This window comes from Dankookia sp. GCM10030260 (assembly GCF_042666655.1).
Lineage (GTDB): Bacteria > Pseudomonadota > Alphaproteobacteria > Acetobacterales > Acetobacteraceae > Paracraurococcus.
In genome coordinates this window covers 141,312-154,971 of sequence record NZ_JBHTDE010000009.1, presented here as the reverse complement: position 1 = coordinate 154,971, position 13,660 = coordinate 141,312, and the positions used below count along the sequence as shown (strand labels likewise).

Below are 13,660 nucleotides of genomic sequence, written 5' to 3'. Positions count from 1 at the left end.
GTATTATCGCAGGGGCGAGAGGATGGCGGTTTCGCGGCTGTTCGATTTGCGTCCAACACCGACCGGGCTGCACGACCCTGCCTGGGCGCTCAGCCGCTACCGCGGCGAATGCCGCGTGATCGCCGAAAGCCCCGACCAGGCAAGGCGTTTCGCCGACGGCGCCTTCCTCCTGCCGATGCGCGACAGCCTGGCCGGGCAGGCTTGCCGGTCGCCCTGGCAGCAGGCGGCGCTGGTCGAGGTCGTCACGCTGCCCGCCTACGGCGCGCGCAGCCACCGCCGCCGCGGCGAAGTGTGGTGCATCGCCCCCGCGTTCCATGGCGGCGCATGAACGTCGCCGACGATCGCCGGGGGGCCTGATGCGCACGCCGAAGCGCGCCGGGCCTGCTGCATCCTTCGGCGCGCCGCCGGACGCCGGGCAGCTGCGCCGGGCCGCCGAGGCGCTGGCCGGGTGCGAAGCCGCCAACCTGCGCCTGGCCGCCGAGGTCGCCCGGCTGGAAGGCGCCGCCGCCGGCTGGCAGGCCCTGGCGGAGAGCTGCGGCCTGGTCGCCTTCGCCTGCGACCCGCAGGGGGTGATCGGCTGGCTGACCCCGGCCGCCGTGGCCATCCTGCCCGGGGCCGGGCCGGGCCAGCGCCTGGCCGAGGCCACCTGCCGGCTCGACGGGATCGACCTGGCGGCGGAGGCGCGCCAGGTGCTCGACCGCGGCGCGCCGACGGAGCGCCGGGTCACCGCGCATGACGGCACCGAGGCCTGGCTGATGCGGCTGCTCCCCCATGCGGCGAGGCCGGGCGAGGCGGCGGCGGCGGGGGTGGTGGCCAGCTTCGTCCATGCCGGCCAGCCGGCGCAGGACGCCCTGCAGGCCACATTGATCGAGGAACTGAACCACCGCATCCGCAACACCGCCCAGGTGGTGCTGTCGGTCGCCAGCAGCACGCGGCGGCACGCCGCCTCGCTCGACGATTTCGGCCGCAGCTTCACCGGCCGGATCGTCGCCATGGGCCGCACCCAGGACATGGTGGCGCAGTCCGGCAGGGCCGGGGTGCCGCTGCGCGACCTGGTGCGGCGGCAGCTGGAACCCTATGCCAGCGACCCGGCCAGCCTGGTGATCGAAGGCCCGCCGGTGCAGCTGACCGCGAAGGCGGCCTTCGCGCTCGACCTGGTGCTGCACGAGCTGGCGACGAATGCCGCCAAGCATGGCGCGCTCTCGGCGGTGGGCGGCCAGGTCCGGCTGGCCTGGGCCGAGGCGCCGGCTCCCGAAGGGCCCGGCCTGGTGCTGCACTGGATCGAGACCGGCGGCCCCCCGGTGGCGCCGCGGCCGGCCCGGCGCGGCTTCGGCTCGGAGCTGATCGAGCGGCAGGTCCGCTACGGCCTCGGCGGCGCGGTCGCGCTGGAATTCGCCGCGACCGGGCTGCGGGCGGAACTGGTCCTGCCGCCGGGGGTGATGCCGGACGCCGCCGGCGGCGCGGCGGCCTCCCGGGCCTGAGTTGGCGGCGCGGCGTGCCGCTGGGCCTCAGTTGCGCGCATCCTCGCGGATCAGGTCGGCCGCCTTCTCGGCGACGCTCAGCACCGTGGCGTTGATGTTGCAGACGGGGATGTCGGGGAAGACCGAGGCATCGACCACCCGCAGCCCCGCCACGCCGCGCAGCCGGAGCCGCGCGTCCAGCGGCGCGGCCGGGTCGCCGCCCATCCGCACCGTGCCGCAGGGGTGGTAGACGGTGCCGCCGGTTTCGCGGGCGAAGTCCAGCAGGTCCTCGTCCGTCCCCGCCGCCGGGCCGGGCCGCGACTCGCCCAGCACGATCCCGGCCAGCGGCGGCGCCGAGAGCCAGCGGCGGGCGAGGCGGATGCCGCGCAGCACGCAGGCGCGGTCGGCCTCGGTCGCCAGGTAGCGCGGCGCGATGCGCGGCGCGGCGGCGGGGTCGGCGGAAGCCAGGGTGACGCTGCCGCGGCTTTCCGGCCGGCATTGCCAGACGCCGATGGTCAGGCCGGGCTCGGCTTCCGGCACGCCGATCCGCAGGCCGGGCCAGCGGCCGGCGCCGGGCTCGTCGGCCCAGGACAGCGGGCCGCCGTTGAGCTGGATGTCGGGTGCCTCCAGCCCCGGCGCGGTGCGGGCGAACAGCGAGAACATCCCCGGCGACCAGGTCAGCACGCCGGTCCCCCGCGTCGCCCAGCGCAGCGCCTCCAGCGGCAGCCGCCAGCCGGCGATGCGCCGGTTGGCCGACCAGCGGTGGCCGGCCAAGCGGAAGCCCATGCGGGTGATGTAGTGGTCCTGCAGGTTGGCGCCGATCCCCGGCATGTCGCGCAGCACCGGGATGCCGAGCGCGGCGAGCTGTTCCCCCGGCCCGATCCCCGAGAGCATGAGCAATTGCGGGGAGCCGATGGCGCCGGCGCAGAGCACCACCTCCCGCCGCGCCCGCACCACGCGCTCGGCGCCGCCCCCTTGGCGCAGCACGATGCCGGCGGCGCGGCCGCGCTCCAGCACGATGCGCAGCACCAGCGCCCGGTCCAGCACCGTCAGGTTCGGCCGGGCCAGGGCCGGGTGCAGGTAGGCGCGCGCGGCCGAGATCCGCCGGCGGCCCCGCCTGGTCTGCTGGAAGGTGGAGAAGCCCTCGCGCTCGGGCCCGTTCATGTCGGCCTGCACCGGCAGGCCGATGGCGCCGGCCGCCGCAGCCAGCGGGGCGACGATGGGCGGGACATCGGCCAGGTGTTCCACCGGTTGCGGCCCGTCGCTGCCGCGCTCGGCCCCGCCATCCGCGAAGGCCTCGTGCTTGCGGAAATAGGGCAGCAGCCCGTCCCAGCCCCAGCCGGTGCAGCCCTTCTGCGCCCAGAGGTCGTAGTCGGACGGATGCCCCCGCACATGGCCCAGCCCGTTGATCGAGGACGACCCGCCCCAGACCCGGCCGCGCGGATAGTCCAGCGCCCGGCCGCCGGTCGCCGCGTCGGGCTCGGTCCGGTAGCCCCAGGTCAGCCGCGGATGGCCCAGGATCTTCGCATAGCCGGCGGGGATATGGATCCAGGGGTGGCGGTCCGGCCCGCCGGCCTCGACGAGCGCGACCGTCGCGCCATCCGCCGAGAGCCGGTTGGCCAGCACGCAGCCGGCGCTGCCGGCGCCGATGACGATGTAGTCGTAGCCGCTCATGGTGCGGGTGCCTCCGGTCCGGCGGGGGCCACGTCGCGGGCGATGGCCAGGATCAGCCGGCGCAGCCAGGCATGGCCGGGATCGGCCTCGAAGCGGCGGTGGAAGACCAGCGACAGGCGGGTGTGCTCGACCGCGACCGGCGGGTCGCGCAGCACCAGCCGGTGCTCGACCGCGAATTGGCAGGCCAGCCGGGCCGAGAGGGTGATGACCATGTCGGTCCGCCGCAGGATTTCCGGCACCGCGGTCAGGTGCGCCACCACGGCGCCGAGGCGCCGGGGGTGCCCGGCGTCCCGCATCACCGCGTCCAGCGCCCCGTCGCGCGAGCCGTTGGGCGAATGCAGCAGATGCGGCACGCCGGCGAAGCGTTCGAGGGTGAGGTCGCCCTCGGCCAGCGGGTGGCCCGGCCGCATCAGGGTGCAGAAGGCCTCGGGCAGCAGCCGCAGCCGGGTATAGAGCGCCGGCGGCTCCGGCAGCACGCCGACCGCCAGGCTGGCCTGGCCGCCCTCCAGCAGGGAGGCCCAGTTGGTCCGGTCGACATGGGCGATGGCCAGCATGCAGCCCGGCGCCTCCCGGCCCATGCGGGCCAGCAGCGGCGGCGCCAGCACGGCTTCGGCGTATTCGCTGCAGCCGATCGGGAAGATGCGGTCGCTGGTCGCGGGGTCGAAGGGCGCGCGGGCGGCCAGCGTGTCGCGCAGCCGGTCGAGCGCCTCGGCCACCGGCCCGGCCAGCGCCTGGGCCAGCTCGGTCGGCTCCACCCCGCCGGGGCGGCGGAGGAAGAGCTCGTCGCCCAGCGCCGCGCGCAGCCGGGACAGCGCGTTGGAGACGGCGGGCTGCGAGAGGTGCAGCGTCTCCGCCGCGCGGGTCACGTGGCGCTCCCGCGCCACCGCGTCGAAGACCCGCAGCAGGTTGAGGTCGAGGCTGCCGAGATCGGCCAAGGATCCACCCCCGCATCATTCACCGGCGTGATGATGGCCGTTCCGACCCCGCGTTGGAAGCGCGCCGCGGCGGCGCTGCATCCTGCCGTCCACCGCGGCGCCCCCGCCGCCCCACCTGACGGAGACCACGATGCCCGACGAGAAGACCACCGCCCCCTACGCCGCCCTGCTGCTGCGGGTCGGGATGGGCACGATGTTCCTGGCGCACGGCGCGCTGCTGAAGCTCGGCACCTTCGGGGTGGCCGGGACGATGGGGTATTTCGGCTCCATTGGTTATCCGCCGGCGCTCGGCGTCCTGGTCATTGCCGCCGAGATCCTGGGCGGGCTGGCGCTGATCCTCGGCATCGGGGTGCGGGTGGTCAGCCTGGCGCTGATCCCGCTGATGCTCGGGGCGCTGCTGCAGCATGCGGGCAACGGCTGGATGTTCGCCGGCAAGGGCGGCGGCTGGGAGTTCCCCGCCTTCTGGACGCTGGCGCTGCTGGTGCAGGCCGGACTGGGCGCCGGCGCCCTGGCGCTGGACCTGCGGGGCCTGGCGGCGGGCCGGCGGGCGGCGGCGGCCTGAGGCGCGCCGAGGATGCTTGGCGACGGCATGCTCGCTAAAAAGTGAACATGCCGTCGGACGGGACCAGGCGTCCCCATTCCCGGGCATCCGGTCAAAATGTAAACCCGCGGCGGCCCGATCGGGTGCCGGAGCATGGCCAGGGGCAGGAAAGCCGCGGTTCCCGGCTGGGACCAGCAAGGCGGTGAACCGCCCATGCAACAATTCGATGCATCGCAACCGCGCACGCCGCACGGAATATTGCATTCGCTGCGACATATCACTTTTATGCGATTCGGGTTTCGTCTAGGCACGCCGGAGTTCCAGAGCGCCGCCGGGGTTCCGATGACGATGCACAGCGCAAGCGGTCCCGGGCGGCAGCCGGCGGGATCCGACGCCCCCGATCTTTCCGTCCTGGTGGTCGACGACGAGCCGATGCTCGCAGAGGAACTCGCCGACGGCCTGCGCGAGGAAGGCTTCGCGGTGGAATGCGCCAATTCCGCCGTCGCCGCCCTGGCCGCGCTGCGCGCCGACCCCGGCATCGGCGTCGTCGTCTCCGACATCCGCATGCCCGGCGGCAACGGCCTCAGCCTCGCCGCCGAGGTGCTGCGCAAGGAACCCGAGGCCACCGCCCGCGGCGTCATCCTCATCACCGCGCATGGCTCGCTGGACCAGGCGGTGGAGGCGATGCGCAGCGGCGTCTCCGACTTCCTCACCAAGCCCTTCAGCCTGGAGGACGCCGCCCGCGCGGTCGGCGGCGCCATGCAGCGCACCCGGGCGCGCCGCGCCGACGCGGCCGAGCGCGTCGCCACCGACCGCCGCCTGGCGCAGGCCGAGCAGGCGGGCAACGACCTCGCCGGCCGGCTGTCCGAGGCCCTGGCGAAGCTGGAGGCGGCGCGGCCCTCGCTGCCGCCCGAGGCGGGTGAGACCGAGCACCGCCTCCGCCTGCTAGCGCACGAGCTGCGCACCCCGCTGGTGCCGGTGATCGGCTTCGCCGAATTGCTCGAAGGCGGCCATGCCAAGACCCCGGAAGCCGCCCAGAGCTACGGCCTGCACCTGCGCGAGGCCGGCGAGCGCATGCTGGAGACGGTGGACAAGCTGCTGACCTGGGAAAGGCTGCGCGGCGAGGCCCGCCGGCCGGCCGAGACGGTGGACGCCTATTGCCTGCTGACCGAGGCGGTCTCCCGTACCCGCCGGCTGGCCGGCCAGCGCGACGTCCGCGTGGCGCTCGGCCCGCTGGCCGGGACCGCGCTGCGGGTCGAGGTCGATGTCGTCGGCGCCGCCCTGGCCGGGCTGCTGGACAACGCCATCCGCGCCACGCCGGAACACGGCACCGTCGAGCTGGGCGCCGAGCAGGCCGGCGGGCTGGTCCGGCTGGTGGTGCGCGACCGCGGCCCCGGCGTCCCGGCCGCGCTGCTCGCCGATCCGGGCAAGCCTTTCGCGGTGGACGGCTCGGCGCTGACCCGCAAGCGGGACGGGCTCGGCCTCGGCCTGGCCATCGCCCGGCTGGCAGCGGCACGCCACGGCGGCCGGCTGGTGCTGCGGACGCGGCCGGAAGGCGGGACCGAGGCGGCCATCGAGCTGCCGCTGGCGTGAGCCCGGCGCCGTGACCCCCGGGTCCTGGTTGCGGGCGCGGCGGGGGCTGCTGCTCGGCCTCGGCCTCGCCTTGCTGCTGACCGGCGCGGCGCATCTGGCGGTCGAGGCCTTCCTCGACCACGAGCGGCGCCAGGCCGAGGCCGCGGCCTTCGTCGAGGCCGGGCGCGACGCCCAGGCGGCGCGGCTGACGCTGCTCCGCACGCTCGACGCCGTCGATACGCTGGTCCAGCTGATGCGCGAACGCCAGGTGCTGGCCGAGCGCGGCAACAAGGAAGGAATGGCGGGGCTGGAGGCGCTGGCCCGCAACGTGGTGGCGCGCCGCGCCTTCGGCGTCCTGCAGGTCGCCATGATCGGGCCGGACGGTCGGGTCACCTGGTCCTCGGTCGCCGGCTGGACGCCGGTCGACCTCTCGGATCGGCCGCATTTCCGCGCCCACCGGCCGGGGCCGGACGGTGCGGCGCCGGCCGACGCCCTGTTTGTCTCGGAGCCGGTGCTCGGGCGCGTCTCGGGCACCGTGACCGTGCAGGCGACCCGGCCGGTGCCGACCACGACCGGGCAGTTCGGCGGCGTCGCGGTGATCTCGCTCGACCCGGTCGATCTGGCCCGGCTGCTGCGCGAGCTGCTGTCGGACGAGAACGGGGTCATCTCGGTGTTCCGTGCGGACAGCACCTTGCTCAGCCGCAGCCACGACCCCGCCACGAGCATCGGCCGCCGGCTGAAGCCCGACAGCCCGACGCTGCGGCTGATCAGGGCCGGACAGGAGGGCGACGTCCGCACCAACGGCTCGATCGCCGGGCGCGAGATCCTCGTCGCCCTGCGGCGCGTGCCGGACACGGTGCTTTATGTCACGGCCCATATCGACGTCATCGCGGTCCAGGCGGCCACCCGGCAGGTCACGACCCTGCTGCGGGCCGGCGAGGTCGCCTTCGCGCTGCTCGCCTTCGGCGCCATCGGGCTGCACCACCAGCGCCGGCAGCGCCGCCGCGACCAGGTCGAGCTCGCCGCGGTCGAGGAGGTGCGGCGGGAGACGGCGATGGTGCTGGAAGGCCTGCCCGGCGCCGCCTACCGCGCCGAGCTCGACGCCCAGGACCGGTTCCGCTTCCTCTACGGCAGCCCCACCATCACCGAGCTGACCGGCATGCGGCGGTCCGAGCTGGCCGGGGTCGCCGACTGGCAGGCCCGCTGCGAGGCGGTGGACCCGCCGCAGGGCCTGCAGGCCCTCGTCGCCGCGGCGCGGCACGGGCCGCAGAGTTTCGACATGCTGTTCCGCCGCCCGGACGGCGCGCGGCGCTGGCTGCGCACCTCGGTGCAGCCGCTGCGCCGGCACGCCGACGGACGCTGCGAACTGGTCGGCTTCACCAGCGACGTCACCGAGCACCGCGAGGCGCTGTCGGCCATGGTCAACAGCGCCAAGCTGGCCACGCTGGGGGAGATGGCGACCGGCCTGGCGCACGAGCTGAACCAGCCGGTCTCGATCATGGCGCTGGCGGCGGAGAACACCGCCCGCGGCCTGCGCCGCCACGGCGGCGCGGCGATCCCCGACGCGCTGCTGCGGATGGACCGCATCGGCGCCCTGGCGCAGCGGGCCAAGGCGATCATCGACCACCTGCGCGCCTTCGGCCGCACCGATCCCGGGCCGCTGGAGGCGGTCGCGGTCGAGGAGGCGGTGGCCGGCGCCGCCATGCTGGCCGGTGCCGCGCTGCGCGAGGCGGAGGTCACCCTGGTGCTGGACCTGCCGGCCGGCCTGCCGCCGGTGCGCGGCCAGCTGCTGCTGCTGGAACAGGTGCTGATCAACCTGCTGCTGAACGCGCGCGACGCGCTGCTCGAGATCCCCCCCGCGGCGCGGCGGATCGCCGTCTCGGCCAGGCTGGTGGACCAGGCGGCCCCGGGCGGCGGGCCGGCGGAGCGCCGGATGGCGGTGACCATCGCCGATTCCGGGCCGGGCATCCCGCCGGCGGTGCTGCCGCGGCTGTTCGAGCCCTTCTTCACCACCAAGCCGACCGGCCAGGGCACCGGGCTCGGCCTGTCGCTCTGCCACGGGATCATGCGCTCGCTCGGCGGCATGATCGGCGCGGCGAACGGGCCGGCCGGCGGGGCCGAATTCCGCCTGCTGCTGCAACCGGCGGCGGCGGCGCCGGCCAGCCCCGGGGCCCTGGTATCCGCGCCCCCCTTGCCCGGCGCGCTGGCCGCCGACGCGGCTGAGCCGTAGTGCGAAGGCCGCCGGTCATGCTAACGCAAATCTTGACAACGCGTGCAGTTCATCGCGCTTGGGTTGTGGAGACCTGATGCCCTACCGGGTTGCGCTGGTGGATGACGAACCGGATTTCGCGGCCGAATTGGCCGCGTATCTCGAAGCGAACGGCTGCGCGGTGAGCCAGCACGGCAGCGGGGCCAGCTTCCTCGGCGCCCTGGTGGAGGACCGGCCGGACCTGGTCATCCTCGACCACCGGTTGCGCGGCGAGACGGGCATCGCCGTGTTGCGGCAGTTGCGGACGATAAGCGACCTGCCCTGCATCATGCTGACCGGGGCGGCGAGCGAGGTGGACCGCATCCTCAGCCTGGAGCTCGGCGCCGACGACCATGTGGAGAAATCCGCCTCGCCACGCGAATTGCTGGCGCGGATCAGCGCGGTGCTGCGGCGCACCGGCGCGCTGCCGCGGCGGGCCCAGGGCGAGGCCCTGTGGCGGCTGGACGATGGCCGGCGCGACGTGATCCGCCCGGATGGCCAGGGCATCGGCCTGACCGCGGCGGAATACCGGGTGCTGGCGGTGCTGGCGGCCCGCGAGGGCCAGGCGGTGGAGCGCGGGACGATCTGCGAGGAGGCCCTGGGCTGCGCCTGGCAGGCCGCCGACCGCCCGGTGGACGTGCCGGTGGCCAGGCTGCGGCGCAAGCTGGAGGGGCAGGATTGCATCCGCTCCCTGCGCGGGCGGGGGTACCTGTTCGTGGGGTTCGAGGCGGGGTGATGCAGGGAAGGCCAGGGAGGAGGTAGCCTCCCCGGACCCTCCTCCGTTTCTCCGAGTCGGCACCCGCCGCGCAGCGGGTGCCAGGCCCGGAGAAAGGAAGGGAGGGGTTCGGGGAGGGAATGCATTTCTTGCCCCGACCTTGCTTCCTCGGGGGGTTCGATGACGCGCCACGCCGCCCTGGTGATCGGCCTGGCGGTCGCCGCGGTCGGGCTCTCCACCACCCTGCCGCTGCCGCTCTACGGCGCCTATGCCGCAGCCGGCGGCCATGGCGCCGGCGCGCTGGCGCTGGCCTTCGCCTGCTACGCCACCACCGTCATCGTCACCGCGCCGCTGCTCGGCCCGCTGCCGGACCGCATCGGCCGCAAGCCCTGCGTGCTGCTGGGCCTGGGCTTCGCCGCGCTGTCCACCCTGGTGCTGATCCTGCAGCCGGGGCTGGCGGCGCTGGCCCTGGCGCGGGCAGCGCAGGGGCTCGGCATGGGCTGCGTCGCCGGCGCCGCGGCGGCCTGGGCGGCGGAGCTCGCCGGCGGCGGGGTCCGCGGCGCGGGGCAGGCGGCGCGCATCGTCGCCGCGGCGACGATCGGCAGCTTCGCGCTCGGCGGGGTGCTGACCCTGGCGGCGTTGTGGGCGGCGCCGCTGGCCTATCCGCCGGCGACCTTCGCGCTGCATCTGGGATTCGCCGCGCTGCTGCTGGTGCTGGTGGCGCGGCTGCCGGAGACGCGGGCACCGGACGCGCCGCGCGGCGCCTGGCTGCGCCGCCCGGCCTTCCCGCGCGGCACCTGGCCGACCACTTTGGCGGTCGTCCCCGGCTGGGGCGTGACCGGGACGGTGCTGACCAGCGTACCGGCGGCGCTGGCCGCGGCCGGGCTGCCCAAGGCCGGGCCGCTGGCGGCCTGCGCGATGATGGCGGTCGGCGTGCTGGCGCAGCTGCCGCTGCGCGGCCTGGCGCCGCGCCGGGCGGTGGCCGCGGGGCTCGGGCTGCTGGTGGCGGGGGCGGCGGCGTGCTTCTGGGGCGCGGCGATCCAGGCCCTGTGGCCGCTGCTGCTGGGCGGGGTCGCGGTCGGCGTCGCGGTCTATGCGCTGGTCTATCCCGGCGGGCTGGCGGCGGTGGCGGAGGCCGCCACGGGCGAGGAGCGGGCGCGGGCGGTGGCGGGGTATTTCGTCGTCGCGCATCTGGGCTTCAGCGCCGTGCCGCTGGCGGTCGGCCTGGCGGTGGATGCGCTGGGCGCCGCGGCGGCGCTGGGGCTGGCCTGGCTGGCGCTGGCTGCGACGGCGGCGGCGCTCGGCCGCCGGCTGCGCTGAGCCGAGCCGGTCAGAGCGGGCCGAGCAGCCCCAGTTCCATCGCCTTGATCTGCAGCGCCAGGTACTTCGAATTGATCCGGCATTGCGCCAGCTCGCCGGCGATGAACCACAGACCCTGCTGCGGCGTGCGCTTGTACATGTTGCTCAGCTCGCCGTCGGCGCCGATGCCCCAGACCGGCCCGATGCGCTCCACCATCGCCTCGCCCAGCGCGCGGCGGACGAGCTCCTGCTGCGGGTAGTAGCCGGTCGCCAGGACGATGAGGTCGGCCGGCAGCCGCGCCCCGTCCTTCAACAGCAGGCCGTCCGCGGTGAAGCATTCGATCCGGTCGTATTGCAGCAGGCCGATCTCGCCCTGGATCATCAGCGCCGAGCTGCCGGCATCGAGGTTGTAGCCGCCGCCGCGGCGGAAATACTTCATCTGGTGGCCGGTCTCGTCGGCGCCGACATCGTGCTTGAAGCCGATGCGCTTGAGCCCGTCGATCATCTCGCGGTCGAGCGCGACCATGCGCTGGGTCACCGCCTTGTAGGCCTTGATGACCAGCGGCGGCGGCGGCGAGGCGACGATCAGGTCGTTGTCCTCGAGCGCGCCCGGCTCGTCCCAGATCGCCTCGTTCAGCCGGGCGCTCGGGTTGATCGAGATCACCGTGGTCGAGCCGCGCTGGATGAGCGTGGTGTCCACGCCGTGGCTGTGCAGGTCGAGCGCGATGTCGTTGGCGCTGCTGCCGGTGCCGAGGATGAAGGCCCGCTTGCCGGCGAAGCCGGCGCCGCTGTCGAAGCCTTCCGAATGGATGACCTGGCCGGCGAAGTCACCCAAGCCAGGCAGGTCGGGGATCATCGGGTAGCTGCTGACCCCGTTGGCGAAGACGATGTGCCGCGGCCGGAGGGTGCGTTCGGTGCCGTCGCCGCGCTTCAGCCGGGCGGTCCAGCGGCGCGCCACCGCGTCCCAGCTGCCTTCGACGAATTCGGTGTCGGTCCAGCAGTTGATCTCCATGGCGTCGGCGTAGAATTCGAACCAGTTCCCCAGCATGTCCTTCGGGATGTAGGTCGGCCAGGTCGGCGGGAATTCCATGTAGGGCAGGTGGTTCAGGTGGATCGAGTTGTGCAGCGCCAGCGAATGGTAGCGGCGGCGCCAGCTGTCGCCGATGCGCGGCCATTTCTCCACCACCAGCGTGTCCACGCCCAGCTGGTTGAGCCGCGCGGCGATCGAGAGCCCGGCCTGGGCGGCGCCGACCACCAGCACCGCCGGCTCGCGGTCCTCGTAGGCGCTGACGCGGCGGCGCATGTCGGCCCAGTTGTCGCCGCCGAAATTGCGCGAATAGGCCGCGCCGGTCGGCCGGTTGGCGCCGATCCGCTCCTCGTGGCCGGTCAGCGCCTGCAGCGTGGTGGACAGCAGCCAGGCCCGGGGCGCCTCGCCCTCGGCCGGCGACAGGCGGATGATGCCGGCGCCGCGGCCCGCGGCGGTGGCGAATTCGAAGATCGCCTCGATGCTGTCGATCCCGAGCCGGGTGACCCGGCGCGGCGGCTTGCGGCCGCGCGGCACCCGGAAGCCCTGCGCCGCGGTGCGCGGCTGCTCCGCCGCCAAGCGCTGCGCGATGGCCTCGGCGCCGGCGACGGGGGTCATGTGCCAGGTGAAGGCGAGCACGTCGCGCCAATGCGCATCCGGGTGGAACAGCGCGCCGATGCGGCCGGCGTCGCCGGACCGCAGCGCCGCCTCGAAGGCCTCGATCCACACGGCGGCGGTGCGGCGGTGCTGTTCCGCCTGCCGGGCCTCGTCCAGCGCCTGCTCGAACTCGTCCATGCTTCCCTCGCCCTGCGGCAGTGCCCCGGGGCCCGCCGCTTGGCCGATGATAGTCAGACGACCGGCCTGGCGTCCATGCGGCGGGCGGCGGGCGGGATTCCGTTGCCTTTTCCGGCATGGAGGCGTAATAGGAATATCGTCAACGGCCCCGCCGCGCCGGTCGCCCGGCCCCATCGCCCGCCGGGCCGGCGCTTCAAATATTCAAATCGGCAAATGCTGAAGCCGTATCCGCCGCAACCCGCGCCCGGCCTGGCCTGCTGCGGAACCGGGCCGGATCGGCCTCAAGGAAATTGAAGCGAATTGCCCGGGATTTCAGGCTTCAGCCGCCTCAATTCCTGTGCCCTACCGCTCGCAGCGGATGAACACGGTGCTGCGCTGCGCGATCTCCCCCACATCCGCCGCGCTGCGTTCCGGCCCGGCGCTTTCGGCGAGGCGCGGGGTCAGGCCGGCGCGCTGGACGAAGCTCAGCGCCGCCTCGCCCTTCACCGCGAAGTTGATGTTCTGCGGGATGTCGCCGGTCGCCTGGGCCAGCTTCTGCGCATTCAGCTTGGACACCACCACGCCCACCAGGTGGCCCCGCATGTCGAGCATCGGCCCGCCCGAATTGCCCGGCTGCACCGGGGCGCTGACCTGGAACTGGCTGCGGTTGTCGGCCAGGCCCGACAGCCCGTTGATCTCGCCGCGCGTCAGCACGGCATCCGACAGGATCCCGGCCAGCGGGTAGCCGTAGACCACCACGCCCTCCCCGCGGCGGACGGCGGGGCCGCTGCGGAAGGCGAGCGCCGGGCCGGGCAGGCCGGGCACCGCCAGCAAGGCGAGGTCGAGCTTCTCGTCCACCCGGGCCGGCGGCACCGCGCCCAGCCAGCGGCCGTCGGCGGCGCGGACGATGACGCGGTCGCAGCCGTCGACCACGTGGTGGTTGGTCATCACCCGGTCGGGCGCCACCAGGAAGCCGGACCCGGTCGAGACCCGCTTGGCCTGCGCATTGGGCCGCTGCTGCGGCACCTGCGGGGCGGGGGTGACCGGCACCGGCATGGGTGCTGCGGGGCGGGCGGCGGCGGCCATCTCGACCTCCCGCACCGCGCAGATGTCCTGGTCGCGCAGCACGCTCTCCCGCCCGTCGGCCAGCACCAGGCGCAGGTCGAAGCGGCAGCCGGCGCCATCGGCCGGGGCGACGCGGAAGCCGCCGTCGGGCGTCAGCGCCCGGTTGCCCGGCAGCAGGTTGCCGCCCCAGTCGTTCTGCGCCCCGCGCGGGGTGCGCACGGCATGCAGCGCGGTGGCGTCGGTGCCGGTGCGGTTGACGATGCGGAAGGGCTGCGTCTCGGCCAGCGCGGGGGCGGCGAGCGACAGGGCGAAGGCGAGGGCGAGGGGGCGGCGCATGCGGCCGGCATGTCGGC

11 protein-coding genes are annotated in these 13,660 nt (G+C 74.7%); 7 read left to right on the top strand and 4 right to left on the bottom strand.

Annotated elements, in window-relative coordinates; all coding sequences use genetic code 11:
* Window positions 1-22: 22 nt before the first annotated feature.
* Both ACFQS7_RS23285 and ACFQS7_RS23280 read left to right on the top strand, forming a co-directional pair.
* A complete protein-coding gene (locus tag ACFQS7_RS23285; RefSeq protein ID WP_380069534.1) occupies window positions 23-328 on the top strand; it encodes a hypothetical protein in 306 nt (101 codons plus the stop codon).
* Between the two features lie 28 nt (window positions 329-356).
* Window positions 357-1,481: a sensor histidine kinase gene (locus ACFQS7_RS23280; RefSeq protein WP_380069533.1), complete on the top strand. Its 1,125-nt coding sequence runs from the start codon at window positions 357-359 to the stop codon at window positions 1,479-1,481.
* 27 nt (window positions 1,482-1,508) lie between these two features.
* Here the strand turns inward: ACFQS7_RS23280 and ACFQS7_RS23275 are convergent, their stop codons facing one another.
* Together ACFQS7_RS23275 and ACFQS7_RS23270 are read right to left on the bottom strand one after the other, a co-directional pair.
* Entirely contained in the window at window positions 1,509-3,134 is a 1,626-nt protein-coding gene (locus ACFQS7_RS23275; RefSeq protein WP_380069532.1) for a GMC family oxidoreductase, read from the bottom strand.
* Window positions 3,131-4,069 carry a LysR family transcriptional regulator gene (locus ACFQS7_RS23270; RefSeq protein WP_380069531.1) on the bottom strand — a complete coding sequence of 313 codons (939 nt, stop codon included), beginning with the start codon at window positions 4,067-4,069 and terminating at the stop codon, window positions 3,131-3,133. Before ACFQS7_RS23270 ends, ACFQS7_RS23275 begins: the two co-directional genes overlap by 4 nt.
* A gap of 130 nt (window positions 4,070-4,199) precedes the next feature.
* Between ACFQS7_RS23270 and ACFQS7_RS23265 the strand changes: the two genes are divergently transcribed.
* The 5 genes from ACFQS7_RS23265 (at window position 4,200) to ACFQS7_RS23245 (ending at window position 10,465) form a co-directional block, all read left to right on the top strand.
* Complete coding sequence (locus tag ACFQS7_RS23265) at window positions 4,200-4,631, top strand: DoxX family protein (protein WP_380069530.1); 432 nt, start codon at window positions 4,200-4,202, stop codon at window positions 4,629-4,631.
* A gap of 393 nt (window positions 4,632-5,024) precedes the next feature.
* On the top strand, window positions 5,025-6,203 hold the full coding sequence (locus tag ACFQS7_RS23260) for a response regulator (RefSeq protein WP_380069529.1): 1,179 nt from the start codon (window positions 5,025-5,027) through the stop codon (window positions 6,201-6,203).
* A gap of 10 nt (window positions 6,204-6,213) precedes the next feature.
* A complete protein-coding gene (locus tag ACFQS7_RS23255; protein WP_380069528.1) occupies window positions 6,214-8,412 on the top strand; it encodes an ATP-binding protein in 2,199 nt (732 codons plus the stop codon).
* Window positions 8,413-8,488: 76 nt separating this feature from the next.
* Window positions 8,489-9,166 (top strand): response regulator transcription factor, encoded by a 678-nt coding sequence (locus ACFQS7_RS23250; protein WP_380069527.1) that lies wholly within the window; start codon window positions 8,489-8,491, stop codon window positions 9,164-9,166.
* Window positions 9,167-9,325: 159 nt separating this feature from the next.
* Window positions 9,326-10,465, top strand: a complete 1,140-nt coding sequence (locus ACFQS7_RS23245; RefSeq protein WP_380069526.1) for an MFS transporter — start codon at window positions 9,326-9,328, stop codon at window positions 10,463-10,465.
* A gap of 10 nt (window positions 10,466-10,475) precedes the next feature.
* Here ACFQS7_RS23245 and ACFQS7_RS23240 read toward each other — a convergent pair whose 3' ends face one another.
* Complete coding sequence (locus ACFQS7_RS23240; RefSeq protein WP_380069525.1) at window positions 10,476-12,263, bottom strand: FAD-dependent oxidoreductase; 1,788 nt, start codon at window positions 12,261-12,263, stop codon at window positions 10,476-10,478.
* Between the two features lie 342 nt (window positions 12,264-12,605).
* Window positions 12,606-13,643 (bottom strand): trypsin-like peptidase domain-containing protein, encoded by a 1,038-nt coding sequence (locus tag ACFQS7_RS23235; RefSeq protein ID WP_380069524.1) that lies wholly within the window; start codon window positions 13,641-13,643, stop codon window positions 12,606-12,608.
* Window positions 13,644-13,660 lie beyond the last annotated feature (17 nt).

What these genes read in the sequence shown, in the direction of transcription:
- ACFQS7_RS23285 (WP_380069534.1), top strand. Translation starts at nt 23, where the DNA reads ATGGCGGTTTCGCGGCTGTTCGATTTGCGTCCAACACCGACCGGGCTG.
- ACFQS7_RS23280 (WP_380069533.1), top strand. Translation starts at nt 357, where the DNA reads ATGCGCACGCCGAAGCGCGCCGGGCCTGCTGCATCCTTCGGCGCGCCG.
- ACFQS7_RS23275 (WP_380069532.1), bottom strand. Translation starts at nt 3,134, where the DNA reads ATGAGCGGCTACGACTACATCGTCATCGGCGCCGGCAGCGCCGGCTGC.
- ACFQS7_RS23240 (WP_380069525.1), bottom strand. Translation starts at nt 12,263, where the DNA reads ATGGACGAGTTCGAGCAGGCGCTGGACGAGGCCCGGCAGGCGGAACAG.
- ACFQS7_RS23265 (WP_380069530.1), top strand. Translation starts at nt 4,200, where the DNA reads ATGCCCGACGAGAAGACCACCGCCCCCTACGCCGCCCTGCTGCTGCGG.
- ACFQS7_RS23245 (WP_380069526.1), top strand. Translation starts at nt 9,326, where the DNA reads ATGACGCGCCACGCCGCCCTGGTGATCGGCCTGGCGGTCGCCGCGGTC.
- ACFQS7_RS23235 (WP_380069524.1), bottom strand. Translation starts at nt 13,643, where the DNA reads ATGCGCCGCCCCCTCGCCCTCGCCTTCGCCCTGTCGCTCGCCGCCCCC.
- ACFQS7_RS23250 (WP_380069527.1), top strand. Translation starts at nt 8,489, where the DNA reads ATGCCCTACCGGGTTGCGCTGGTGGATGACGAACCGGATTTCGCGGCC.